21 protein-coding genes and 3 pseudogenes are annotated in these 25574 nt (G+C 58.8%); 13 read left to right on the top strand and 11 right to left on the bottom strand.

The features are described 5' to 3' along the window. Positions 1-77: 77 nt before the first annotated feature. The 5 genes from EJ072_RS05620 to EJ072_RS05600 all read right to left on the bottom strand — a co-directional run bounded on the left by EJ072_RS05620 (position 78) and on the right by EJ072_RS05600 (position 3250). A complete protein-coding gene (locus EJ072_RS05620; RefSeq protein WP_095811644.1) occupies positions 78-281 on the bottom strand; it encodes a hypothetical protein in 204 nt (67 codons plus the stop codon). A 95-nt stretch (positions 282-376) separates the two neighbouring features. Next, positions 377-787 (bottom strand): hypothetical protein, encoded by a 411-nt coding sequence (locus tag EJ072_RS05615; protein WP_126078914.1) that lies wholly within the window; start codon positions 785-787, stop codon positions 377-379. 11 nt (positions 788-798) lie between these two features. Beyond that, positions 799-1119 (bottom strand): hypothetical protein, encoded by a 321-nt coding sequence (locus EJ072_RS05610; RefSeq protein ID WP_126078913.1) that lies wholly within the window; start codon positions 1117-1119, stop codon positions 799-801. Then, positions 1116-1730 (bottom strand): hypothetical protein, encoded by a 615-nt coding sequence (locus EJ072_RS05605; RefSeq protein ID WP_126078912.1) that lies wholly within the window; start codon positions 1728-1730, stop codon positions 1116-1118. The genes EJ072_RS05610 and EJ072_RS05605 overlap by 4 nt, the downstream gene beginning before the upstream one ends. 1001 nt (positions 1731-2731) lie before the next feature. After that, entirely contained in the window at positions 2732-3250 is a 519-nt protein-coding gene (locus tag EJ072_RS05600; protein ID WP_126078911.1) for a MucR family transcriptional regulator, read from the bottom strand. Positions 3251-3982: 732 nt separating this feature from the next. Between EJ072_RS05600 and EJ072_RS05590 the strand changes: the two genes are divergently transcribed. The 10 genes and pseudogenes from EJ072_RS05590 (at position 3983) to EJ072_RS05550 (ending at position 15349) form a co-directional block, all read left to right on the top strand. Beyond that, entirely contained in the window at positions 3983-4870 is an 888-nt protein-coding gene (locus EJ072_RS05590; protein ID WP_126078910.1) for a Shedu immune nuclease family protein, read from the top strand. A gap of 49 nt (positions 4871-4919) precedes the next feature. Continuing rightward, positions 4920-7881 (top strand): annotated as a pseudogene (locus EJ072_RS37475) (TrlF family AAA-like ATPase). A gap of 108 nt (positions 7882-7989) precedes the next feature. Then, complete coding sequence (locus EJ072_RS05580) at positions 7990-9552, top strand: hypothetical protein (RefSeq protein ID WP_126078909.1); 1563 nt, start codon at positions 7990-7992, stop codon at positions 9550-9552. A 67-nt stretch (positions 9553-9619) separates the two neighbouring features. Then, a pseudogene (locus EJ072_RS05575) lies at positions 9620-9799 on the top strand (aldehyde-activating protein); the annotation flags it as partial. 230 nt (positions 9800-10029) lie between these two features. Then, positions 10030-10995 carry a DUF4238 domain-containing protein gene (locus tag EJ072_RS05570; RefSeq protein WP_126078908.1) on the top strand — a complete coding sequence of 322 codons (966 nt, stop codon included), beginning with the start codon at positions 10030-10032 and terminating at the stop codon, positions 10993-10995. Between the two features lie 8 nt (positions 10996-11003). Next, positions 11004-11182: pseudogene (locus EJ072_RS05565) on the top strand (cold shock domain-containing protein). Positions 11183-11685: 503 nt separating this feature from the next. Then, complete coding sequence (locus EJ072_RS05560) at positions 11686-12132, top strand: helix-turn-helix domain-containing protein (RefSeq protein ID WP_126078907.1); 447 nt, start codon at positions 11686-11688, stop codon at positions 12130-12132. Further along, on the top strand, positions 12089-12703 hold the full coding sequence (locus EJ072_RS05555; RefSeq protein WP_126078906.1) for a PIN domain-containing protein: 615 nt from the start codon (positions 12089-12091) through the stop codon (positions 12701-12703). Before EJ072_RS05560 ends, EJ072_RS05555 begins: the two co-directional genes overlap by 44 nt. A gap of 32 nt (positions 12704-12735) precedes the next feature. After that, positions 12736-12882: a hypothetical protein gene (locus EJ072_RS35825; RefSeq protein ID WP_189343225.1), complete on the top strand. Its 147-nt coding sequence runs from the start codon at positions 12736-12738 to the stop codon at positions 12880-12882. Positions 12883-13864: 982 nt separating this feature from the next. After that, on the top strand, positions 13865-15349 hold the full coding sequence (locus EJ072_RS05550) for a hypothetical protein (protein WP_126078905.1): 1485 nt from the start codon (positions 13865-13867) through the stop codon (positions 15347-15349). Between the two features lie 290 nt (positions 15350-15639). Here the strand turns inward: EJ072_RS05550 and EJ072_RS05545 are convergent, their stop codons facing one another. The 3 genes from EJ072_RS05545 to EJ072_RS05535 are packed head-to-tail and all read right to left on the bottom strand — an operon-like array spanning position 15640 to position 18980. Then, positions 15640-16158 (bottom strand): Mov34/MPN/PAD-1 family protein, encoded by a 519-nt coding sequence (locus tag EJ072_RS05545; protein ID WP_189343224.1) that lies wholly within the window; start codon positions 16156-16158, stop codon positions 15640-15642. A 1-nt stretch (position 16159) separates the two neighbouring features. Beyond that, positions 16160-17836, bottom strand: coding sequence for a ThiF family adenylyltransferase (locus EJ072_RS05540; protein WP_126078903.1), 1677 nt, complete (start codon positions 17834-17836; stop codon positions 16160-16162). Next, positions 17829-18980 (bottom strand): cyclic GMP-AMP synthase DncV-like nucleotidyltransferase, encoded by a 1152-nt coding sequence (locus EJ072_RS05535; protein WP_126078902.1) that lies wholly within the window; start codon positions 18978-18980, stop codon positions 17829-17831. The genes EJ072_RS05540 and EJ072_RS05535 overlap by 8 nt, the downstream gene beginning before the upstream one ends. 158 nt (positions 18981-19138) lie before the next feature. Here EJ072_RS05535 and EJ072_RS05530 point away from each other — a divergent pair, with 158 nt between their 5' ends. After that, positions 19139-19423 carry a patatin-like phospholipase family protein gene (locus EJ072_RS05530; protein ID WP_126078901.1) on the top strand — a complete coding sequence of 95 codons (285 nt, stop codon included), beginning with the start codon at positions 19139-19141 and terminating at the stop codon, positions 19421-19423. Continuing rightward, complete coding sequence (locus EJ072_RS05525) at positions 19387-20136, top strand: CBASS cGAMP-activated phospholipase (RefSeq protein ID WP_348639284.1); 750 nt, start codon at positions 19387-19389, stop codon at positions 20134-20136. The genes EJ072_RS05530 and EJ072_RS05525 overlap by 37 nt, the downstream gene beginning before the upstream one ends. Before the next feature lie 959 nt (positions 20137-21095). Here EJ072_RS05525 and EJ072_RS05520 read toward each other — a convergent pair. Genes EJ072_RS05520 through EJ072_RS05510 form a run of 3 tightly spaced genes read right to left on the bottom strand, consistent with a single transcriptional unit; the run spans position 21096 to position 24650 of the window. After that, positions 21096-21911: an alpha/beta hydrolase gene (locus tag EJ072_RS05520; RefSeq protein WP_126078899.1), complete on the bottom strand. Its 816-nt coding sequence runs from the start codon at positions 21909-21911 to the stop codon at positions 21096-21098. An 8-nt stretch (positions 21912-21919) separates the two neighbouring features. After that, positions 21920-23404, bottom strand: coding sequence for an NAD-dependent succinate-semialdehyde dehydrogenase (locus EJ072_RS05515; protein WP_126078898.1), 1485 nt, complete (start codon positions 23402-23404; stop codon positions 21920-21922). A gap of 19 nt (positions 23405-23423) precedes the next feature. After that, positions 23424-24650, bottom strand: coding sequence for an iron-containing alcohol dehydrogenase (locus EJ072_RS05510; RefSeq protein WP_126078897.1), 1227 nt, complete (start codon positions 24648-24650; stop codon positions 23424-23426). A gap of 224 nt (positions 24651-24874) precedes the next feature. Here EJ072_RS05510 and EJ072_RS05505 point away from each other — a divergent pair, with 224 nt between their 5' ends. After that, positions 24875-25573 carry a GntR family transcriptional regulator gene (locus tag EJ072_RS05505; RefSeq protein ID WP_126078896.1) on the top strand — a complete coding sequence of 233 codons (699 nt, stop codon included), beginning with the start codon at positions 24875-24877 and terminating at the stop codon, positions 25571-25573. Position 25574 lies beyond the last annotated feature (1 nt).

Below are 25574 nucleotides of genomic sequence, written 5' to 3'. Positions count from 1 at the left end.
TCGCGATCACCCGTAGGGGCCCTGGCGCTGGCCAGGGAAGCCCACCAGAGGCGATCGAGGCGAGGGCGGCGTAGGATTCAGGTGAGCCTTCTCGGCCTATCCTTGCCTTCGCCTTCGGCCAGGAAGGCGGCCAGCGCGCCAACCAATGCTTCGGCGCTGTCCCTCTCGAGGTGAAGCTCGATCTCTTCGTCATCTTCCGTGATCAGCAGCAACTTGCCTATCAGCGGGTCGCGCGAGATGACCACTATATCATCATCCTGAAAGTCGGCTCCCTTGGGCATAGACGATCCTTGCTCTTTGATTGCGCCAGCATGCAGTGGGCCACAGGGAAGCGCCAGAGCGCACCGGACGCGGAGGCGGTGTAAACGCGCCTCTCCTAGTCGTAGATGATCTGGCTACGCTGTCCGTCCAACGTATACAAACTTGATATGGCGCCGATCTCGGTCGAACTCGCAGGCGCCGATCGGTCGACCTGGAGAACGCAATTTGTTGCGGGTCTCAACTCGATCGTCACGGTCGGCGGATCTCCCTGCTGTGTCGCCTTGATGAGGCTGTATTTCAGCCCTCCATGAAGGGGGAGCACGAACACGCGCAGGAAGCTTGTGCAACGTGCGATGGGGGTCTTGGCCGGCCCTGAGTGAGCCGGGGACAGCATCAGCGCATAAGCACATAGCGCAGCCATCAGGAGCCACGCCGCGCACCCAAGGAAGCTACCACGGCGAAAAGACCAGATCGCGCTGGCGAGCATCGCAAGGCCGATTGCGGCGATGTAGAGCGGGACGGCCATGGGCTGATTAATTATGCACTCCATGCGAACCCATTGTTGTAAGCTGTTATCTCCTCGGTCTCATCGGGAGAGCCCATTACCGGGAGGGCAGCCATGTCGACGGTTTTCGCCGAAGGCATAGATCCCACCAGCGCCAGCAGTTGCTGATTGCACTGGAACGCTATCATTCTGGCGATCACGTCGGGGCGGCCGCAATTAGTTGGCAGTATCTTGTTCATGGCGGCGGCAAGACAGGCTTCATAAGCCTCTTTCGGCGTTTCGGAGTGCGCCGCGCGGGCTACAGTCACCGCGGCGATGACCGAAGGCGCCATGCGCAGAAGACGAGCGCTCATTTTCCCCACCATCGAGTGCCGACACCAAGTTCATCAGGGATTGTAGCGGATTCATGGACAAAGGTGTCCCTCGCCCTAGGGAAGCCCGCCGGAGGGCGATCGAGGCGAGGGCGGCATAAGGCAGTGGCGGCAAAGATCGCGGTCAGTCGAGCGACCTTCTTTCCCATTAGGTGTCGCGTGTCACTCGCGAACTGAAGCGTTGCCTTCACACGCTCCATTTGGACTTTCGGGGCGATCGCTCGGTGGAGGGAACGCACAACTGTGAGACTTTCGTCCGTGAAGGGCAGCACCAAATGATAACCCGCGGGGTAGCGAAAATCGTGCAGCTTATTCATCGGCTCCATCTGCGCTACCAGTTCGCAAAGCAAATTGACCTCGGGCAGCCCCTTGGTCTTGCACCGCTTGAGTATCCTTTTGAGCCGGTGTCCCAGATCGAAGATGTCGGCCTTTGACGTCCCGCTGGCTGCAAGGAACGACTTCAGGGCCAACTCCAAGGAGTGAGCCAAGAGGAAGTGGCTCGCGAAATGGCGCACGGGCTGCGCAGGCTCCACCAGCACTTCGAACGCATCCAGGTACTCGACGCTGCGAATGAGGAGATCGCCAGCGAACAAGCCAAGGGGCTGAGGGATTTCAACGTCTGGCCGTCTCACTGCCGTTTATCTAAATCCGCGAAATATGCTTCGATGATCTCACCGCCTGCTTTGTCAATCTGTTCCGACGCCAGGTTGCGATACACCTTGATGTCATCTTTGTGATCGCCGCCATCTCCTCCCCGATCTCATCAAGCGGCGGCTCCGCTTTGCGCAGCCGGAATTCAGCCTGCAGATCGCAGATGGCCGGTAGTCTATCGACTCGTCACGGCTGGCGGCAGCGGCCATAGATTTGAACACGTCGATATAACCTGCCTTCAGTGCCGGCCGGCAGACTCTCATGCGCTCGCCCGGCTTCCACGTACGTCTTCACGTCTTCCATCTCACTCTTTGCGAGCGAGTGCTCCGCACTCTCACTCTCTTGGCGGGGCGTTGCCGGGCAGCCGGACCCGCAGAAGGGGGCGGCCGAGACCGCAGGCTCGGGCGCAGGCGACGGCTTTCCCCGCAAATCCGTGGCGTCGTTAATCCGCACAGCAGGATTTCGGGGCGCGAACGCGCCCTATGAAGCGCCTTACGCCACATCGGTGACGATCCTGCCGAATGCACGTCGATCGACATGTTCGAGAGCTGTGGCAAGTGCCGAGAGGGGATCGGAACAATTGATTCCGTTGAACACCGGACGCGCCGGATCATGACGGGCGAACGCTCCGGCAGACCGAGCACGCGGAAGCGCGATGACTAGACCGCGGGGAGACCTCGCGCGGTGACCTGTATTCGGACGTCTTCATTTCGCGCCTGTTCGCCGAACAGCCAAAGGCGCGCGCGAGCTGCACTTTCATAATTCAGGTCGTCGACCTCGAATGACTTGGCGGTCGTACTGTCGATGTCCTTGTCGTGGCGTTTGACCGAACTCCAAAGCGTGAGCGTGTGTGGAATCCCGCACGTTCCATCGGGCGATCGAGGAGGAAAGGCGTGGGCCTTTCGCTCCTCGCGCCGTCCCGTGCCCTTATCGAGAGCAGCCCTTATGCGGGAACACGCGGCTTTTTGGCAGGCGACTTTGCAACCGATGACTTAGTTGCTGCTGCCGCGGTACGGCCTCCGCTTTTTTTCTTGGGCTCATCGAGCGGTCCTGAAGGCTTTCGGCCCAGCCCGGCTGCTTTTGCCAGTGCAGAGCGGGCTGCAGCGTAGTTCGGTGCCACCATTGGATAATCAGAAGGCAATTTCCATTTCTGCCGATACTCATCCGGAGTGAGATTATAGTGGACGTTGAGATGGCGTCGCAGAGATTTGAATTTCTTTCCGTCCTCAAGGCAGACGATATGATCCGGTGTCACCGATCTCTTTATCGAAACCGCCGGCTCCTGCGGGGTGGCAGTCTCGGCATCAGGCGTACCGATCCGCTGTAAGGCAGCGTGAGTATCACCGATCAGATTTGGCAGTTCCGCTACTGGGACCGGATTGTTCGACACATAGGCCGAAACTATGTCAGCGGCGAGTGATATGAGATCGCCGTTCTCTTGCTGCTGAACGGATGTGGTCATGCTGCTTTCCCTTATTGTTCATCAGTTCCAGTGATCCCCCGTGTTGTGCAATCTGTGCAGGTACATTGTCGAGGCGATTTTCTCAATGACCAATGGCACCGGTTTAGTGGGTTTTCCAAATCCCTGATTGATTGCTTGGGTCACGCCGCGCATTATCGCGTTGGGTGGGGCTATGACAGAATTGCCGAACGTTGCTGGATTCAACTTTCTGGTGGAGGTTCCGCCACAGTTCGATAGATACGTCGCATCAGCAATGCTTCGGAACGCCATCGGAACCACGGTTCGAACCAGGCGACTGCCGCCGCTAAGCTGGAACACGAGTCCGCCGCAGATCGCCTGTTGGTAGAAGGACCGAAGGAGTTGGCAGGCAAACGTGGCGAGCGGCTCAAATGGACACCTATCGCTGTGGCGATACGAGCTACAAAGCCGGCCGCCACGCCGCGTTGGTCTGTAAAAGCGCTTTGACCGTTCGTACGCGTCCGGTATTCCGAGCTCCTTATCCTTTGGCCTGCCCCATGCGGCATGTACATGCAGCGAGTTCGGCCCCCATGAGCAGCAGGGTCACATAGATGCGAGTTTCTCGCTCGTGCCGGTCCGACCGGTAGCCGTTTCTTTTCGGCGAGGTTCCCCGCGACCGCCAAGTTCGAGCTTCACCCATGGGCAAGGAAATCTGTTGCAAATTTCGTTTGTACACGCGAACGCTTTGTCGCACTTCAGAGGGGGCATCCATTCATGAAATCGCTGGTCGACAACAAGCATATTGAAGAATTCAAGGCGTTGCTTTCCAAACCCGGCCGACAAGAGAACGCCATACAGGCTTTCCTCGAGCAACATACGACCTTTCTGCCGACGCCCGGTTTGCTCAACCACCGTCTTCACCTGAACAGCATTATTTCCAAATTCCCGATCGGGGAGCGAATTGCCGATTATGCCTATCTGGCGAAATCGTCGGATGAATGGAAACTCGTTCTTGTGGAACTCGAAGACGCAGGTAAGAAGCTCTTCACCCAATCCAGCAAGCATGTCGGCTTCACCGCTGAGATGAACGACGCGATCGCGCAGGTCGACGTATGGCGGGAATTCTGGAACGAAAACCGCCGAACTGTTCTGGACTCGCTTGAACATCTGCTCGTTCCGCCCGGCATGCGCCGGAACGCCGTATCGCTCGAATGTGTCCTGGTCATCGGCCGTTCAGCCGAAAAAGACAGCAACGAAGCCCGGCGAAAGCGTCTGGCCGCCTTGCGCGCCGACAAACAGATCCAGGTCATGACTTACGACACGATCCTGCGTGCAGTAGGCGCCGGCTTCGGCGAGGCACGCGCGATACTGACGAAGACCGGCTCTGGCTTCCGCCTCCGCTCCGTCGAAGGACTACCCAGCAACCTGTTCACCTATCTCCTGCCAGAGCATCTTTCTGTAGATCCGGATGTCGAAGTCACTTTGCCGGCTGAGGGATACGACATGGATGCGTGGCTGGCGAACTATCCGTTGGCCGTCAATGAGAAATGGCCGGATAAGGGTGCTTGGAAGCGTGCCGAGGAAGCAGGGATGCATCCCAATGTCGTTCGGCTGCTGAAGAGCTCGGAAGAACGGCGACGGGGATCGGAACCAGCCTCCTGACGGCGGGCTGGCTTCATTTAGAGACAATCGATTGTGCAGTGGGGGTAATGTGGGAAACTCGGGATCGCGATGGCTCCGGTGGGAGCCACATATTCATGCGCCGGGGACGGTGCTCAATGACCAGTTCAAAGGCTCGGACACCTGGGACCAATATCTTTCGAAAATCGAGGCGACAACGCCTGCGATCCGCGCGCTGGGTGTGACCGACTACTATCTGCTCGATACCTATAAGCGAGTTCGCGATGCGAAGTACCGTGATGGGCGTCTCGCCGGCGTCGATCTCGTATTTCCGAATGTCGAGCTGCGTTTGGCTTTCGGGACGGTGAAGGGCAACTGGGTTAATTGCCATCTTCTCGTCAGTCCCGAGGATCCGGATCACATCGGCGCGACACAGCGGTTCCTCTCACAGCTGACTTTTGAATATTCCGGAGACAGGTTCGCCTGTACGCCCGACGAATTGGCGCGCCTCGGTTCGAAAATCGACGCCGGCCTGGCGGGACGAGCCGCGCTCGCCCGCGGGGCACCCAATTCAAGGTCAGCTTCGAACAATTGGCGGAACTCTATCGCGCCATCGACTGGGCCAAAAACAACATTCTCATCGCTGTTGCCGGCAGCGAACATGACGGTACGTCCGGCATGCGGGGTGAGGCGGAGGGCGCTCAAAGACAAGAGGTCGAGCGGTTCGCGGACGTCATCTTCGCCAGCAGTGCCACTCAACGCGATTTCTGGTTGGGCAGAAAGGCAAGCGCCAGCCCCGATGATATCCGTTACCGGTATGGAGCTCTTAAGCCATGTCTGCATGGCAGCGACGCGCACGAGACAGGGAAAATCGGCGCGCCGGATGGCGATCGTTACTCCTGGGTTAAGGGCGGAGCGCATTTCGATTCTTTACGCCAAGCCGTGATTGACCCAGCTGGGCGAGCGTTCGTCGGCGCGGCGCCTCCCATTCGGGCGACGCCGTCGCAGGTGATTTCCCGCGTGGCGATCCGAGATGCCGCTTGGGCGGTGACACCAACGATAGAGCTCAATCCCGGCCTGGTCGCGATCATCGGTGCTCGCGGATCCGGCAAGACCGCGCTTGCTGACGCCATCGCCGCCGGCTGCGATGCGGCCTCCTAACATCTCAGCCCCGCTTCCTTTCTCGTTCGCGCCGGAGACCTTTTGAACGGCGCCAGTGTTAAGCTGGATTGGGGAAGTGGCGATCCTTCGTCGCGCGATCTGCTCGACTATGAATACGATCCAGAACTGGACGGACGGTTTCCCCGGGCACGATATCTTTCACAGAAGTTCGTCGAGGAACTTTGCTCAGCCGATGGCATAACCGATGCCCTGCTCAGAGAGATCGAGCGCGTAATCTTTGAGGCGCATCCAGAGAAGGATGGGACATTCCGGTTCGATCAGCTTCTCGATCTGCGCGCCACACGACATCGTCTGGCTCGTGAGCGCGAGGAAGAGGCCATCGGAACCTTGTCGGATGGGATCGGTCTCGAGCGTGAAAAAAGGCGCCAGATTCCGGGGCTCAAGCAGCAGCTCACCCAAAAGGAACAGACGGTCAAGGGCTTGGAAGCGGATCGGGACAAGCTCATTGTCAAAGGCAGCGAAGCGCGCGCCGACCGTCTCACCATCATCGCCAACGCGGCCGAAAAGGTCCGTTCCTATCTACGCTTCTTCGCAAATCAGGAAACGTCTCTTCTCGCCCTTCAGGATGAGGTGAAAGCGTTCCGGCAGAATAAGGCGCCCGAAGCGCTCCGCCAGACCAAGGCGAGTTTCGTTGCTGCTCGACTGGATGACGCCGACTGGAAGGCGTTCCTTCTCGAATATCATGGTGACGTCGATGCTGCGCTTGCGGCCCGGATCGACACCGCGCGCAAGAACGCGGCTGGTTGGCGCGGCGTTGCGCCAACGCCTCTGACCGACCCCAACCAATCATATCTCGCGGCGGATGCCGATCCCGAGAAAATGCCACTGGCAGTCCTTGAGGCAGAGGCAGTGCGATTACAGGCGCTCATCAACATCGACACCGAGACAGCGACCAAGTTCGGCAACCTTGTCAAGCGGATCGCGGAAGAAAATACGCAGATCGAGAACACGCGCCAAAGCCTATCGGATTGCGAAGGGGCGGCGGAACGGATGGCTGAACTAAGCAAGCAGCGGCGGGAAACCTATCTTCGCGTGTTGGGTTCGATCATCGCCGAAGAACAAGTCTTGCGCGACCTTTATAAGCCATTGGTTGATCGCCTTCAGACCGCGAAGGGCACGCTGCAGAAGCTCTCCTTTTCCGCAAAACGGCATGCCGATGTGAAGCAATGGGCTTCGCTTGGCGAGAAGCTCTTCGATCTTCGCCGCGCCGGTGATTTCAAGGGCAAGGGCACACTCGAACAGTGGGCAAACACCAATCTGCGGAAGGCGTGGGAGGAAGGGGACGTCGCCGTGGTTGACGAAGCGATCCAGCGCTTCACCGAGGCCTGGCAGGACGAGTTGCTCGCTGTCGCCAACGTGGCGTCCAATGATCAGGCGGCATACCGAGCCTGGCTGATGCGGTTTGCCAAGTGGCTGTTCAGCACCGATCACATTCAGATCGAGTACGGGATCGACTATGAGGGTACGGACATCACCAAGCTCTCGCCGGGCACACGCGGCATAGTCCTGCTGCTGCTTTATCTCGCGCTCGACGAAAGCGATCATCGGCCCTTGATCATCGATCAGCCGGAGGAAAATCTCGATCCGAAATCCATCTTCGATGAACTCGTCAGCCTGTTCATGTCGCCAAAGCGAAGCGCCAGGTCATCATGGTCACGCACAATGCCAATCTCGTTATAAACACGGACGCGGACCAGATCATCGTTGCAAATGCTGGCACCCACACCCTCGGCCAATTGCCGCCAATCACCTATGTTTCCGGCGGCCTCGAAGATGCCGACATGCGCAAGCAGGTCTGCGACATTCTGGAAGGCGGCGAGGAAGCCTTCAAGGAACGGGCGCGGCGGTTGAGGGTGAGGCTGGAGCGGTGAATTCGGCGGCGAAGGCCGAGGTACGTTTAACAGCGCGGCGAGACATAGTGAGCGAAGAGGGCTGTTAGGAACGCCGCTCGGCGCATGATGTTCCGGAGAAGTGAGTGTATGGACGAGCGTGATGTCGGCACAATAGGAGAAAACCAGTTTCTCAGCTGGTGCCAGCCGGAAGGGTTTCGCGCCCAGAAGTCCGCGGTCGACAGATTAGGTTGGGATTTTCTTCTCGAACGGGAACCTGTGCGAGCGTCGGACCGGCCGCTCGACGGACAAAACGACCTTGCGAAGTTTCTCGTCCAGGTCAAATCGACGGATCGGGCCGGGGAGGCACCCCGCATCAAGCTCTCGGCTTTAAAGCATCTGGTGGACGCAGATCTTCCAGCTGCCATCGTCGTGCTTGAATTCGGCGGCGGGAGCAGACTGCCGACCCGTAGTATGATCGTTCCGGTGGATGAGGTTATCATCCATAAAACATTGCGCCGGGTCAGACGGGAAGAGTCCCGCGGCAACCGCAAGCTTCACAAGATAACCGTTCCCGTACCCCTCGATCGTGCCGTTGAACTGGGGAACGCCGGCGAGGGATTATCGGACGCCCTCAATGTAATGATCTCGGGGTCGTATTCTACTTACATAGAAACAAAGATCCGCGAGCGGCAGACGTGTGGCTTTGAAGATGGCTCGATCCTCGGCAGTTTTTTTGTTCCCGGAGAGGATGGGCACGATAAGATTCACGACCTATTCCTGGGCAAACGGCGGGAAATCGATATCGAGCATCTGACCCTCGAGCGCCGGCGGTTTGGCATACCCCTCGACAACGATACCGATTTCTTCCAAAGGGCGATCCTTGAGTTTGACGCGCCACCACTCATGGCCGCATCGATTGAACTTCAGGACATCGAGGATGGAACTTGGACCAAGTTTGCGGTCAAGATGTATGTGGTGCCGCCCTTCGTCGAAGGGGGACAGAAAGCTCCAATACGACTTGCCAACAACTTCTTTGAGGTGAACCTCGATTTCGCGAACGAGCGGGCAGGTATCATTTTTGACTATGACGGATCCCGCTCTGTCGGATTGGACGAGGCAGTCACGATGATCGAGGTCGGTGCGATACTAGCGCGCTCGAAGAAAAAATTGAAGATCGAAGTTGGATCCGCAAGCTTGGAATTGCCGGCCGCAGAGGGTGAAAAGGGACCATTCCGAAACTGGATTCCGGTTGCTCCCATGCTTCGTCGGATGGCATCTGCTATCGATCGGCACAACAGGACGAGAAAGCCTAGACTTCTCCTGTCCGATTTCTATGACTGGATCGAAAGATACCAAGACTTCCTGGCATTAGGCTCAACTCCAGGTGCGAACCTCTTCATCCCACGCTGGGAGGACGACGCCGTCGTGGATAGGCAGGACACCCTTCTTGCGCCTCTCACGTTGGAGCTGGCTGCGGCTCAGTATACTGCTTTGATCGAGGTACCCATCGAGACAATAAAACGTGATGATCGGGAGTTCAGCATCATCGGGGGCCAGCCGCGGGTCGTCGACGATATCGCCCGTGCGCCGGGCGCAAGCACCATGGACTTCATCGACCGGGCTATCGAGAGATCGAAACGCGAGCGCCGAGCCATCGGTCCTGCACTCGTCGCCGCAGCATTTGAAAATTGGGCGATCGCGTCGGCATAGTGCTCTCTCAGCGACTGTTCTCCCGGCGTCCTTTAGCCACCCGGAACTTGTTCGAAGACGGCAATTGGCCGGACCTGGTTTCACAGCTTTCGTATCTTCGGTGATCGAAGGCGGTGTAAATCCATCTGAGATGGATGGTATCCGTGCAAAACTCAGGGAGCTCGGCCTTGAGCCCTATGACTGCCTCTCGGCACTCATGGATGTTATCGCGACATGGATGGCAAAGAAAAACGGCGTGCTGCGTTGATGAGAAGGGCGGGCTGGAGCGATCCGACCCGCCAGCTTATTTCTCTTTTTGTCAGCTACCGACCTGGAGATATTTCCTCGAAAAGCGCCAGCATGCCTGACTCGAGATGACGAGCTGCCGAGATTCCGCGTGGCGCTGACCTTCGGCAGGCCGGGTATTCCGCGAGATCGGTGCTCGGCGGCCGACAGTGGCCGTATCAAGGGGAGGGTATAGCACGATATAGACGCTGCATGCGCAAGGAGTTCAAGCAGAACTATCCCAACAAGCACCACTTCCTTCCGGTGTTCTACCTGAAGGAATGGGCTGGTGCTGATGGGCGCGTCGTTCAGTTCAGTAGGCCGAGGCCAAACGACAAGGAGGTCAAGGCCTTGCGCCGACATCCGAGTGCCGTTGGTTACATCAACGGCCTCTATGCCGTGGAGGGTTTGCCGGAGAAGGTCGCGAACCTCTTCGAGACAGAGTTCACTCGACCGGTCGACACGGAAGCGGCGGCTGCTATGCGGCGTCTGATGATGGGGAGGTTTGATAGCGATGCGACGCCCAAGGAAGCGGTAGCGTGGATCAAATACCTGCTTTCGCTGATGATGCGCATGCCGGCTGATATCAGACGGCTAAAGCACTACGTCAAGCACGATTGGTTTTCGGATCTCCCAAGCTTGCAGGCCGCTTTCAAGCGGTCCGGAATGATGGGCAACCCCCAAACGGTGGAGGATTATCTAAGGCTGCTCGGGCCGACGTTTGACGAGAGGGCTGCGATGATCGCGTTAAGCGGCATGATCCAAGTCGAAGCTGCGATTAAGGCCATAGGGCAATTGCAGTGGACGGCGAGCAATGTCTATGGCGAGCGTGAATTCGTCACCTCAGATCGTCCGATAATTGCCTCTGTCGGGATGACCGGCCCTAAGGCGCACATTATCCTGCCCATTGGCCCCCACCGGGTCTTCATAGCCACGAAGACGGAAGAGTTCAGGCGACATCTGTTTGATAAGCGGCCGTGGGACTTCGTGACAGCGGTTAATAAGCACATTGTGAACAATGCCACCGACTACGTGTACGGCAGTAACGCAGCTGCTTTGAGGTTCGTGCAGAAACACATGGGCGAGGGTCGAGAGGAGACCTTTCTAGAGAGGATCAACAAACTTCGCATGGCTGAGATTGCGAAACCTGCGTCGGAACGCGTTGATCTCGATCTCTAAGACAACAAATCGCAAAAGGGTTTTGGTTTCATTCAGCAGATCAGGGCGGCCCGGATGTATTCGTGCATATTTCTGCGGTGGAGCGCTCCGGCCTACGTGGCTTCAAGACAGGCAGAAGGTCAGTTACGAACTGGTGCAGGACAAACGTTCCGGAAAAACGTCGGCCGGCGAGCTTCGGGTGATCTGAGGGGCTGACCGGCTGCGCGCGGGTCGGTCATGCCTTCCACATTGTCGAGCGGAGAAGCGCCGGGACATGTTCCGGGTCGAGTTCGCCGCATATCTCGACTCCAGCAGATCCGGCCCTAGCCAAGCGATCACCCTCCTGAGCGGCCAGTAGGCGTGGGCCAGCTAGGGCCCCTTCCTCGGCTCGATTGGCTCTGTCGCAGTCGCGGGCTGCTTCCGCCATTTCGTGTTGCGCATCAGTCAGCTCTCGTAGTTCGTTGATGCGGCGACTTATCTCGGACGTGGTGAACTCTCCTCTTTGTTTCCTGGGCGGCACGTTCGGACGTCAGCAAAGACCTGCACCAAACACGAGCGTCATGCGTTAACGTCGGATGCAAAGCTCGTCCTTGGCCATTCTCTGGGAATGGGAACAAAAAGGGCGACGATTCGTTCATTTGTTTCGGTTATTTCGGATATTGCGATTGCTGATTCGTGGTGCTATATCCGTGGAACACAGGGAAGACGACCATGACTACGCTGCTCGAACGACCGATATTGCCTTCGGCCGACGATGCCGAATTGGCTGCGGAGGCCAGCCGCCACCTTTCTAGAGCCAAGCACGAGGATGCTGAATTGCGCATCCAAGTGGATGGGGGAGAGATGCTGCGCCTGCCTAAGGCAGTGAACGATCTTCTCTATCATTTGCTCACCGAAATGGCACAGGGTAATGCCGTTACCCTGTTCCCAATCCATGCCGAGCTGACCACACAGGAGGCTGCTGACTACCTGAATGTGTCACGTCCTTATCTTGTTCGACTCCTCGAGGAGGGTAAGGTCAAGTTCCATATGGTAGGAACTCATCGACGGGTCAAATTCCGAGATTTAGATGCATTCCGTAGGTCAACTGAGGAAGAGCGTCAGCGCGTAATGGATGAACTCGCAGCCCAAGCGCAGGATTTGGGGATGGGCTATTAGGGAGTCCAGTTACACCGTCATTCTCGACGCTTGCGTATTATACCCGGCCCCGCTGCGAGACTTCCTGATGGAGCTTGCAGCGGGAGGGCTATTTCGCGCGAAATGGACTGAACAAATCCATGACGAATGGATTCGCAACGTGCTTAAGAATCGCGAGGACCTTAAGCCCGAGCAGCTTTTGCGGACAAAACAACTGATGAACCAGGCAGTGCCTGACTGCACGGTTGAAGGCTACGAGGACCTGATTGAGGGTCTAAAACTACCTGACGGTGACGACAGACATGTTCTCGCAGCCGCTATCCATGCGGCTTGTGACGCCATCATCACTTTCAATCTGAAAGACTTTCCGCGTGACTATCTCGCCAAGTTCCAGATAGAGCTTCTGCATCCGGACGAATTTCTGTTCCATCAGTTTGGCCTGAATACAGCCGCCGTCGTGGTAGCGGCCCAGCGTTGTCGTAAACGTTTGAAAAACCCTCCGAGAACGGCAGAGGAATACCTCGATACCCTCGAGCGGCAAGGGCTCACCAAAACGGTGACCGAACTCCGAAACTACGCCTCGGTCATTTAGCCCCAGCGGCGCTCTGCAGAAGCCAGGAAGGCATGAGGTTCTTCGGTGGCGAAGGCGCATCGCTCTATCGAGCTTCGTCTGTGCGTTATTTCACGGCCGCAGCCGAGCAGGGGAGCTTTCGCAAGCCAGGTTTCGCGCTCGGCATTCAGGTATCGAACAATCAGGCGGCGCATCCGTGACCCTTTAGAACCAAACAACCTCTACATTCTGCCGTACGGGAGGCTGGCACGGTAGAGGGCGAGGCGGTGATCGCTGCCCCTGGATCATTGCCAAGATCGCGTTCTTGACGGCCGGCCAAAATGGTGCCCGGCAGGCCATATACGCGAGGCAGAGCATCCCGGTACTTTGCACCGATTGCGGACGTTGACTCGCTGCCCAAAAGCGGACCGGCCTCCAGATCCGTTCCACGGTGGGAAACGAACAAACTTGGACGCCACCGCTCAATCTTCATCTTCGAGTGGCCTGTTCCGCGGCGCTATCTGCTCTGCTATGGTCATGTTTGGCCACGCTACGGCCGGCACGGGCCGTGCGGGATGGCAATATCGATAACCGCAGCCACGATACGTTAGGATCACTTGAATAGGGTCCAAGTGTGCTCAAATCTCGACGGCAAACCATTTCTAACAGCTGCATATCATGAAATGCTGCACCAAAGTGACATTCGATTCCCTTCCAGGTGGCGCCCGACGCTGGTCAAGGCCCTTTTCAACCGCTAGCTGTGATGCTGACAAGACGATTGCAAGAATTGCTGAATGAAGTCAGAAGCGCGGGGGGAGAGCTATTCTCAGGCATAGGCGTGCTGGTGAGCAATGCTCCCGACGATTTGCCCATCATGCCACTCCGCCCGGCGTTCGAACCGTCGAACGATACGTGCACAACTAAGATTCTTACCGAAATCTCGCGCTTGACGTCTGATTACCATGACGGGTTTCATGTGCTCTCGTCTGATTTCCGCGTGTTGAGACTATCCGTCTACTTCTCACCACCGATAGCGCACGAAGCCGCAGCGGGGCCACGGGTGCATGGGGGCGGGCGCTATTGGGCTGCTCGATTCGGTTCGGCGTTACCGGCTGTCCTCGCGGCGGGCGTGGCTAGTACGCATTACGGCGTGGCGGTCTTCGAGAGAGGCCGCGAGGTTCACAACTTTTGACAAGGCGACCGATGAGCCCGAATAATAATGGTTCTGTGGTGCACGCGTTGGGCGATGCAAACCTTCCGAATATTGCTGGCCGCTGGAGCATGAACATTACATGGCAGCGTGGGGAGAAAACCGGCGATGTCAAAGCCGCCGCAATCATTCGCGAAGACTCAAACGGGATCAGCATGGAGGTGCAATCCAAGAACTCGGACTCACGCACAATCTTCGCACGCTACGGACGTGAGGGTTCGAGTGGTCCAGTACTTCATTATTTGTACGAAGTTGAGCCTAAGTTTCTTGAAGTGAACAATGATGGCCCGTACAAAGGCGCGGCTATATTGAGGTTCTACGAAGATGGTAACGAACTCCGCGGAAATTATTGGACGAGTCAATTATCAAAGGGGCACTTCCGGCTCCGACGTTGGACGCAAGCGGAGAGCGAGGTCATAGCCGGGGAGCGGACGGATGTTTTGCTGATTACAGCGATAGAGGAAGAGTTCGTAGCTGCAAAAGTCGCATTTACGGCGCTCATGCCGGGGCACAACGGCGTGCGCGAGTGGCGCCTTCGCGAGGATTCCAGTTCCTGCCATCTCGCTGGAACCTTCTTTTCGGGTGGTGAACCACTGTTCACTCTGGCTTTGGCAAAGCCCACGAGAATGGGGGCCAACCGGACAGGCGCCTTGGCGATGATGTTGGCGGAGCGCTTACGACCAAGGTATTTGGTGATGTGCGGCGTGTGCGCGGGTAACCCGGCGGATTTAGCGCTGGGCGACGTGGTTGTCTCCGAAATGACGTACCAGTATGACGAGGGCAAGGTCGATCAGTGCGGCTTCACCGGCGATCATCGACAGTCGCCTGTTTCTATTGACTGGCTACGGGCAGCCGATGCGCTCTCCGCCGAAGCGACGCCGAGCTACGGACGTCCGACCGATGCCGATGCACGCTTCTGGATCATGGAACGCCTCAATGGCGGGGGTGACCCAAAGAGGCATCCTGCTCGGCGACGCTATTTCGAACCGGGCAAATGGCGCGCTGCCGTTGAAGCGCTCGAAGCCGATGCGCTTGTCGTTGTAGAGGGCGACGCTCTTCGGCTAACCAGCAAAGGTGAGAACGAAGTTCGACGCTCGATACTCATGGATGTGGACCCGCCCGCGCGGTTGCCGTTTGCCATCAAGCGGGGCCCAATTGCGAGTGGAAATGTGGTTGTCAAGGACGGCCTAACCTGGGACATGCTCGCCCGCATGGGCGTGCGTTCGGTTCTCGGGCTTGAAATGGAGGCGGCTGTCATCGGAGAGGTGGCCCGAAGCGCCGGAATCGAGCGGTGGATCGTGATCAAAGGCGTCATGGACCATGCCGATCCGAAGAAAGATGATAGGTTCAAACCGTTCGCAGCTCGGGCTTCAGCTGAGGTCCTCCGAGTGTTCTTGATCGGCAGGTTCTCCGCATTGTCAGGTCACTCGGCCAATAGAAAAGGCCCGTCAGCCAGCCAGTCTGGTATCGACAAGTGAATAGTCCGAATGTGGATATTCTTCGTGTTCGGAAAGGGTCCGGCCGTCGACGGCGGAGCGCCCTCGTCCGTCAGGTACAGGATGATTTGCCCGATGGCATCCCCCTGCAGCCCATGGAATTTCAGCCCCTCGACTCACTTATTTTGTCAGGTGAATGCTGGGGTTTCACCGGTGGACATGAGAAACTTACCTTTCTGTTCCACGCCTCCGGTCGGCTCCGCCTCCCTCCGGCCCGTCACCGACGGAACAAACCTTCAACCGACATCATGAACCCGATGGGGGGCAGTTCTTCATGACACAAAGGGGGCAGTTCCGGATGGCGTTTGACAGGCGATGTGAATTTCAGCCTTTTCCGCATCGGCATATTGGGTGGGCAGAACTGTGCCGCGGCAACCTAGACCGGCCCAATATCCCCGTCTGCCTACAATCAGGAACAAGACGGGACCTTCTCGGTGGTGCCGCATCACATTGCTCCAGGTTCTGAGGTCGAGTCCTGATGGGGACGGATAGTCCTCTGGATGGGTATGCCATTCCCCGACGTAGGTTTCCGTGCGCTGGCTCTTCCGCCACGCCTCCTTGGCGGCCCGGTCATGGCCTGTATCCAATCGGTCGAACATGTAGCGCAGGCGTCGGTCTGCGGGCATTGGCACGGTACATTCGCAAATATCAATATGGCGGCCGCGATAGCTTCCGATAAGGATGCCGCCGGCCTCAGCTGCGTCCCTCCCTGTCTGCGCATGTGCGGATACCGCGTCGATGACATGATTTTCAACTACGACCAAGGTGTCGCGCGCGAAGCTCAGGATCAAGTCAGGCCTCCTGGCCGCAAGCTGGACAATTCGCAGCCTTAGCGGGGAGAGCGTCTTTCACCATGAATGCCTTATGTCGATCCAGCGTCGCCGATCGGAAGGTTGGCTCCCTCACACCATTCACCCAATCAATTGCGGCCTCGCAAGCCAGCGAAGCTGCTGCGACCGACCGCGACACGGGAAAGGGTACATATCGAGCATCGCCGCACGCCAGGTTGCGTTCGACCTCGGTCTCCACGCCCTTCTTAAGCGTGCGGAATCGAGGTTCGCCATTCAGTGCCGGCTTCAGGCATTTGAAGCAGGCACCGTCCGGGCCACAGACGAGTAGGCACTGCGCGGCGGCTCCATTGCCGATAAGCCAAACGAACAAGGCCGCAGGTGCATGCGGCCGCGAGCGAACGATTTTGTCGTTTATAGCGATCGACAAGGCCTCCTCTCCAGTTGCATCGACGAGCAGGTCGAAGCGGTTGAATGCCAAGTCCCTGTCAAACACGTCGCCGGCGGCTGCGCTGACCGACAACATAGGCAGTTGATCATAGAGGAAAGCGGCGCAGCCTTCCGCTTTGTTTTTCCCAAGATAGGGCGCTCCAAGCAGGTGCCGCCCCAGATTTTCCGTTTTCAAGGTATCACGATCGACGAGCGTGAGCTTTCCGCCTTGCGCCCCAGCGCCCGCCTGAGCAAGCTGATGCGCCAGAAATCCGCCGATGGTTCCGCAACCGATCAGTAGGATACGTTTGCCACTGAGATTCTTGATCCTGCTCATGTTGCGTCCGAATACGTATTGCGGGTCAGCCCGGTAGCCACTCGTCCTGTCCACCCCGATCTTGCTTGCGAAGCGCTCCAAGAGATAAGGGAGCGCCGCTCGCCGGGTTTTCAAAAACTCAGGCGTTCGGAAGCCCTTTGGCAATTCGATCCGGGCAATGAACACACCGTTCGCAGCGGCGATGGCGAGATATTGAACGCTGCCGTGGGACTGTCGGAGCGCTATCTCGATAGCGCCCACTAGACCCGGGTCGACCCATCTGAGCCAGACGTTTAAGTCCGCGAGAGTGTCAGGCGGCCAATGACCGTCCGGATTGATGGTGAGGCGCTTTTTCGTTCTCACGACCCGGCATGGCAAACCCTCGCTCGGCTTATACCTGCCCTTGCCAGGATCCGGCGCCTTTGTCAGCCAACTGGCTCCGCGCGTCAGGACGATCTGGGCCTCGCCCCTCCCGTCCGGCTCGCTGACGTTGATTTTGGCGTCCCCAGTGAAGCCCACGGGCAGGTCAATCATCACCGGAACCAGTCCCCAGTAGACCTGAAACTCATCGGCGAAATCGGCGTCAAGGCGACCCCGCATACCGTCGCGGAGTACTTTGTCGGCCTGCTCCAGGCACTGCAGCACGGTGCCAGTTGGATTGTAACGGTCGAGAATGACGGCACCCTGTTCGAAATAGCAAAGCGACAAATCGCTGCTCAGCAGGTGAGGTATCGTCCGCTTGATGTCTGCTTGATCTGCGAGCCGGATCGTCGGTGCACGCACGAAGTTGAGGTCCGTTACCTCGACTGTGGCCGATATCTTGAGGTCGGTCGGATCGAGCAATCCTACGTAGGTACCGCTGCCCCAATCACGCTTGAACTCCCGCTGGGAAAAGGCGTCATGAATGCGGCGCCTAATATCCCTTTCATCAGCCACTAGTGGAACGGCCCACAGTCGGAGCAGCCACGATCTTCGGCGCGTGGGAACGCACCTCAGCGCGAGCCGCTTCAGCGATGTTCACGAGGTCGGGGCGGTTAGGAATCCGGTCACCGAATGCCTCCTGCATGGCGGCGACAGCCTCCTGGCAGTTCGCCGAGTGATGAACCGCTTCCCGGACGTTAGCGTGCAGGCGCCGGGCTTCTGCGATGGCGACTTCGCGCTGCTCGCTGTCAAGCTTCGCATCTAGCTTCTCGCTACGATCGGCAGGGTTGAGCACCGGTCCTTCGAGCAGCTTTGGCAGCCGCTCGACGACCGTGAGCAACGCCAAATCCTCCCGCGTGGGCATATCGCGACGCCCCATCTCCTCAAATACCTCGAAAGCACAGGCCATGAGAATGATAGACGACACGCCATCAAGGGTCGGATGATTATAATCCCGCCAGCCCTTGAGGTAGCGGCACACTCGCCGTAGGATTTCGCCGTGTACCTCGACGGCGTCGACGAACCACTTCCTAATTTTCCTCGGATCGGATGCAATCCAATCCTTCTCGCGGTGAGCCAATAGGACACTGTCGGCCGGAAGGTCCTCCCACTTCAGTGCCGTGTCCCCGGCCGCCATCCGCTTAGTGACCATGTCAGCGCTGGCATGCGCCGCCTTTTCCAGCGTTTGAAATTCTCGGTCGGGAATGGCGTATAGGGGAATGTCCACGTGAGCGTCATCTGCGATGACGAGCCGGCAACACGTCGGTTTCTCGACGAATCGCCAGCCCTTTTCCTTCGCTAGATGGCGCAGCGCTTCATCGATGAATGCGAAGAAGAGGGTTGCCGCGTCGCTCGGCTGAGCACCGCGCACGAAGTTAAGTGGCAGATAGCACCCATCGTCCATGTCCATCTGCTGCTTGGGCACATAGATCGGATAATTGATGGTTTTGTAGGATACGCTCCCTTGAGTGAAGAATCTGGGTTCGATCACGAAGCCCAGCCCCTGCCGACTCCGCGCGGCGAACCATTCCTTGAGAAAAGCCCGGACATAAAGACGCGCCTCTCGAAGCTTCTCGACGTCCGACGTGTCGAGCGTCAGGTTCTCCAGAAATGTCTCCGGGTCGGTGGTCGTATGGAGCAGTTTCGATACATTTGCCAAAGGTGAACCCCACTGTCGGCGATCGTCTGATGGATCGATTGCGAAGGAACCCGAATCGTTGGTTAATCTTACTCGGATCCGCGGCATCTATGAAGAACATATTACGAACATAGGCTTCTTCTCCACGGATAAACGAGAAGCCGAGTGCAGGGAAAGAGATGCCATTTCAGATTCTTGCCCTGAGCGGCGGAGGCTATCGCGGGCTGTTCTCGACGCACATTTTCTCCAAGCTCGAGGAGCAAGCCGGGAGGCCAATTGGCGAGTGCTTCGACTTGATCGCTGGAACGTCCATCGGTGGCATTATCGCAATCGGCTTGGCGCTCGGAAAACCGGCTAAGGAAATTCGGGACGTCTTCGAGGAAAAAGGCGAGGACATTTTCACTAGAGGCGAACCAACTCGGAACCAATCAGGAACTCCTGGCGGTTCCTTCGGGGGATCGTAAAGCCCAGGTACGATGGGACCGAACTTCGTAAGGCTATCGAGGCCGTAGTAGGTGCGGACACATTGATAGGCGACGCCAAGACGCGTCTTCTGGTCCCCACGGTCAACATGACAAAAGGCAGTGTGCAGTTATTCAAAACCGCGCACCACCCCAACTTTATCAACGACTACAAGGTCAAGGCGATCGACGTGGCCATGGCGACCTCGGCGGCGCCGACCTTCTTTCCGATGGCCAAAATCGGTGCGAGTTACTTCGTCGACGGCGGCGTAGTGGCGAATACACCGGACCTTTGTGCGATCCATGAAGCCACTCATTTCCTTGGGATAGAAATCGACGACATTCGGGTGTTAAGCATCGGCACCATCACGACCGGGTTCTCTTTGCCAACTTCGCTTGGAGGCAATTTCGGCGCGAGTTCATGGATGAAGAACCAGCGATTGATCTCGATGATTTTTTCGTCCCAGCAGCAACTCGTCGATGTCATGGCTCGGCACCGGCTCGGTGGCCGCCATCTGAGGATGGATGACAAGCCGGGCCTGGAACAGAGTTCTGATCTCGGGCTTGACATAGCCTCAAAGAAACGACGGGAGACACTACTTGGGATGGCAGATGGCGTTCACCAGCAGTTTGGGGGTAGCGCCGAGATCCTCGCGATGTTGGACCACCAACCGATCAGACCGACCTTTTACAAACATAGAAAACCACTTCCTTAGAAGAGAGCAAGCCTCAGCAGTCGACCAAACTCCGAACTCGCAGCCAGTTGTCGAACCGGATATCCCAACATCGGACGTTCCATACGGGCGCTAAGGCCACTTCCACCCTAGGCTTCCACCGGCGGTGTGTCCGCTTCTCGTTGAACACTCCAACAGCGGGCTATCCGCTACCGGCCCAACATTGCCGTTGGCACAAGCGAGAGCCAGGGTAGTTGGCGCAGCCAACATTGGGACAGACGTTGTGGAAATCCCTGGCACGTCGGGGGCTTCAGGCTGAATGAGCCGCGGAACCATTTGGAACGATACGGGAAGCTCTCGATTTATGCCCGCGAAAAAGACAATAAAATCAGCGGCTTGAGTACATCCTCCGGGCCCACCAAATCCATCGCAACGACCCGGCCTATCGATCGTCGGGACGTTGCAAAATAGCCATACGCAGGGTGGGAAAGCCTGAATCAACCAAGAAGCACGGAGCCGCCTCGACGTTGCGCGGTGGATTGTCGATGCCTTAGGCCTAAGCAGCGGCAATCGCCAACTGCGAGGGTGCTACAATCTGTGACGCCTATTGTGATACAAATAGGACGCCGAAAAGGAAAAACTGAAGCAAAAACAATGGTATAGGCAACTACCCGATCCCAGCCAACGGTACCATCGCCTTCTAGCGTAAGTAACTGATTTTTCGATTTAAATTGGAAAGTTCGATCGTAAGCTCGCATCTGCTTGCGATTTTCCCCACAAATTGTGCTCCCCATTTTGGTGCAAACGGATGGTAGGGACGAACGCGCGAAGAGCGCGCTTTGGTCGCTGCATCCTCCTCCATCATAGTGGTCTACTGCGATCGCGCACCTTTCGATCCGGATTTACACGTCGCCGCCCATGGAAGTTCTCGAACAGGACGCGTCATAACGTGGACGGATCACGTTCGTGAAGCTCTCTTACCGCTGGCGGCGATATGGCCTTCATGCGCCCAGCAGGCGAGCCAGGGATGATGCGGCCCCGGTTCCGGCCAAGCCAAGGTCGCGGACGCTGCTCATGTGGTTGGCCCCTGCAAGGCTTGTGCGCGAGACGGCAAGCCCTTGCCCTTCGAAACGCTCCGCAAGCGTGGCGGCCTGGCTGTGGAAGGGCGGCGTTTCCTCGGCGCCGACGGATATCTCAACCGCCACGTCCGGATCGAAGCGATGATTTATCGGCGAGAACCGCTCAACCTCGTCGTCGGTGATCGCGATTTCGGCCGCGAGAAACGACTCCTGCAACGGTCTTAGATCGTAGACACCGCCGAGCAGGAGCGCGCCTTTGATGCCTGAAGGCCGGGTGTTGTCGTCAAAGAGCATTGTCGCGAGATGCGCCCCCGCGGAATGGCCGCTTACCGTCAGGTGGTCGGGATCGCCGCCATAGCTCGCGATATGGTCGTCTATCCATTGCCTCGCGCGGCGTATTTGATCGACGATCGTCGCCATTCTCACGCTCGGCATCAGTGCGTAATCCACGACGACGGCAATCGCTCCGGCGTTGGCGACGGTGTCCGCTACGTAGGAATAGTCGCGCTTGGAGAACATGCGCCAGTAGCCGCCGTGAATGAACATGTGCACCGGCAGGTGATCGCGTTTGCCCTGCGGGAAGAACAGGTCGACGGTCTCCGTGCCGTCCGGTCCGTAAGGCACGTCGGCGGCCATCGGTACCTTGGCCCTGGTCTCGGCGCTGCGCCGGACGATCTCGGCGACGATGTCGTCGAACTCGGGGACATGGTCGCGAATACGGAATGGATCTTTCGCCATCTGTCTCATCAGATCGTCACGGCGATGTATTTCGCCTCCATGAACTCGGCAATGCCGTGCTTCTGGCCGCCCTCGCGCCCAAGCCCGCTCTGCTTGACGCCGCCGAAGGGCGCGGCAGGGTCCGACATCAGGCCACGATTGAGCGCGATCATGCCGGACTCGATCTTCGACGCCATGCGCATGCCTTTCGCAAGATCGCGCGTGTAGATATAGGCGGCAAGGCCGTATTCGGTATCGTTCGCCCTTGCGATGACCTCCGCCTCGTCCTCGAAGCGGCTGATTGGCGCCACGGGACCGAATATCTCCTCATGAGCCATGGCGGCGTCGGCCGGCACGTCGCTCAGCACCGTGGGCGGATAGAAAAATCCTCGGCCCTCGGCGACCGCGCCGCCGCACAGAACCTTGGCGCCACGCGCGACCGCGTCCTGGACGAGCCGATCGATCTTGTCCACGGCTTTCCTGGTGATCATCGGTCCGCATTCGGTTTCCGAATCCGTGCCCGGGCCGATGGCGAGCGCCGCCATGCGTTTGCGCAGGCCTTCGGCGAATGCGTCATGGATGCCCGCCTGGACGTAGAGCCTGTTGGCCGCCGTGCAGGCCTCTCCGGCGTTGCGCATCTTGGCGATCATCGCGCCGTCGAGCGCCGCCTCGAGATCGGCGTCGTCGAGCACGATGAACGGCGCATTGCCGCCAAGCTCCATCGAGCAGGAAATGACGTGCTTCGCCGCCTCGGCAAGGAGCAAGCGGCCGATGCCGGTCGAGCCGGTGAAGGAGAGCTTGCGCACCCGCGCGTCGGCCAGCATGGCCGCAGTCACCGGCCCTGGATTCGAAGTGGTGATGACGTTGACGACGCCCGGCGGCACGCCGGCTTCCTCGTAGAGGGCGGCAAGCGCGTAGGCCGTCAGCGGCGTCTCGCTGGCCGGCTTCAGGATGACGGTGCAGCCGGCGGCAAGCGCCGGCGCGATCTTGCGCGTGGCCATCGCCGGGAAGTTCCACGGTGTTATCAGAACGCAAATGCCGATGGGCTGGAAGTCGACCACGATCCGGTTCGCGCCGGACGGCGCAAGGCCGAACTCGCCGCTGATGCGAACCGCTTCCTCCGCGTTCCAGCGGAAGAACTCGGCCGCATAGGCGACTTCGCCGCGCGCGTCACGCAGGGCCTTGCCGTTCTCCAGCGAAATCAATGCGGCCAAAGTCTCGGCACGTTCGGTCATCAGCTCGAAGCAGCGCCTCAGGATCTCCGACCGCTTGCGCGGCGGGGTCTCGCGCCAGCCCGCCGCCGCCTGTGCCGCCGCCTCGACCGCTGCCGCGGCGTCGGCGAGCGTCGCGTCCGGAATCGCGGCGATCACAGCCTCGGTCGATGGGTCAACCACTTCGATGACGCGGCCGTCGGAGGAGGGTCGCCATTTCCCGCCGATGTAAAGGCCTTGCGAGAACGGGATGTATTCGGACATGTCGGAATCCTGATCAACTGTTAGGTGGGAAATGTTCATTGCAATCGGGCTCCTTCCCTCACATTGCCGCGGCCGACATGTCGCCGCTGTAAGCAGCCCTGACCAGGCGCTGCATCGCGGGCAGGTCGAAGGGGCGGGGATTGTTCTTGATCAGCCGGTCGATGCCAAGCGCCTGTTCCGCCGTCCAGTCGATCTTGTCCTCGGCAAGACCGAGGTCAGCCAGCGTCCGGGTGATACCGATGGCGTTGAACAGTCGCGCGACTTCCGTGATTGCGGCATCGGCCAGCTGACCGGCATCGCGGTCCTGGCGCGGCAGGCCAAGCGCAATGCCGATTTCTGCGATCTCCGAGGTTGCCGCCGACAGGTTGTAGCGCATCACATAGGGGAGCATCGTGGCGACGCCCAGGCCATGCGGCGTGTGGGTGAGCGCGCCGACCGGATACTGCACCGCATGGGCGGCGGCGGTTCCCGCCGTGCCGAAGGCGCAGCCGGCGGCCAGCGCTCCCATCATGACATCGGCCCGTGCATTTTCGTTCGACCCATCGCGATAGGCTGCTTCGAGGCTGCGGCCGAGGAGCCTGATCGCCAGAAGGGCGAAATGATCGGTCAGCGCGCTCTTGCCGACGAAGACATGGTGTTGCGCCAGATCGGCATCGGCGCCGCGCCTTGCCGCGGTGAAGGCCTCGATCGCATGCGTCAGCGCGTCGGCACCGGCGATGGCGGTCAGTGATGGCGGGCAGGTCGCTGTCAGGTCCGGGTCGCACAGCGCAACCGCGGCGATGAGATGTGGGCTGGAGATACCGACCTTCAGCGTCCGCTCCGGGTCGGAGATCACCGCGACGGGAGTAACTTCGGAACCCGTGCCGGCCGTGGTCGGCACAGCGATAAGAGGAAGGGTAGGGCCCGGCACCTTGAACTCACCATAATAGTCCTGGAGCTTGCCGCCATGGCTGATGAGCAGCCCGGCGCATTTGGCCATGTCGAGGCAACTGCCGCCCCCGACGCCGATCACCATGTCCGGCCTGAAATCCTTCGCCTCCGCGATACAGGCGCCGACGCTGTCGCGCGGCACATCCGGCAAGGTGCGGTCGTGGACGAGCGTGTCGATCCCGGCAGCCTTCAACCCATCGAGCATCTCGATGAACTCAGGCGTGCCGGCGAGCCTTTCGTCGGTGCAGATGAATGCGCGCTGGCCATGCCGGCCGGCAATGGCAGGCAGCGCATGGCGCTGGCCTTTGCCGAAGAGGATTTCGCGCGGGAGGCGCGCGGCTGCAAAGAGGGTCATGGATCGAGATCTTTCGAAAGAGACTGATGAAAAAACGTCGTGATCATCGGTAGGGGCCGCCTTCAGTTCGCAGGCCGGTGATTTGTCGGCTTCTTGCCCGCGTCATTGAGTGCGGAGTGCGGTTCATAGCCCATCCGTTCGTATCCTCTATAAAATCGTATAGGATATCCTATTGAATTGGCCGGAGCATCATGTTAGGCCTTGCTCCTGTCAAGAGGTAACCGATGGAAAATCCCGACCTGACGGTTGAAACCGAAGCTCGCTCAAGCGGCCGCATCCAGCGCGCCAACAGCTTGGCGGGCGATGTTTACGAAGCAATCTTCGCGCAATTGATGTCGCTGAAGATTCCGCCGGGATCGCGCATCACCGTCGACAACCTCGTCAGGGAATTCGACGTTTCACACACGCCCATCCGCGAAGCGCTCGGGCGGTTGGAGGGGGAGGGCCTGGTGGTCAAAACCCACCTGATCGGCTATCGCGCCGCCCCGCAAATCACCCGGCGCCGGTTTGACGAGCTTTACGAGCTGCGCCTTCTGTTGGAGCCCGCTGCCGCCGCCAAGGCTACGGCAGCGCTGGACGAAGAGCGCCTCGCGGTGTTGCAGGAAGCGGCGGGCGTGATGGCGCGGCGGGTGGGGAAGGACGAGCGCCTGCGCTATTCCAATTTCGCGCGGCAGGACGCGATCTTCCACGACAAGATCATGGAGTTCGCGCAGAACGAGCTCATCCGCGAGACGCTGAACCACCAGCATACGCATTTCCACATTTTCCGCCTGATGTACCACTCGCGCGTCACCGAAGAAGCGCTGGATGAGCACGAGGCGATTCTCGCTGCTTTCGCGGCCGGCGACGCGCATGCCGCCGAGAAGGCGATGCACGTGCACATTGAGAATTCGCGGGACCGCCTCCTGCCCGCCTTCGAGTAAC

The organism is Mesorhizobium sp. M2A.F.Ca.ET.046.03.2.1 (assembly GCF_003952425.1).
Classification (GTDB): Bacteria; Pseudomonadota; Alphaproteobacteria; order Rhizobiales; family Rhizobiaceae; genus Mesorhizobium.
The sequence above is the reverse complement of the archived record's forward strand: the minus strand, read 5'-3'. Positions and strand labels throughout refer to the sequence as shown.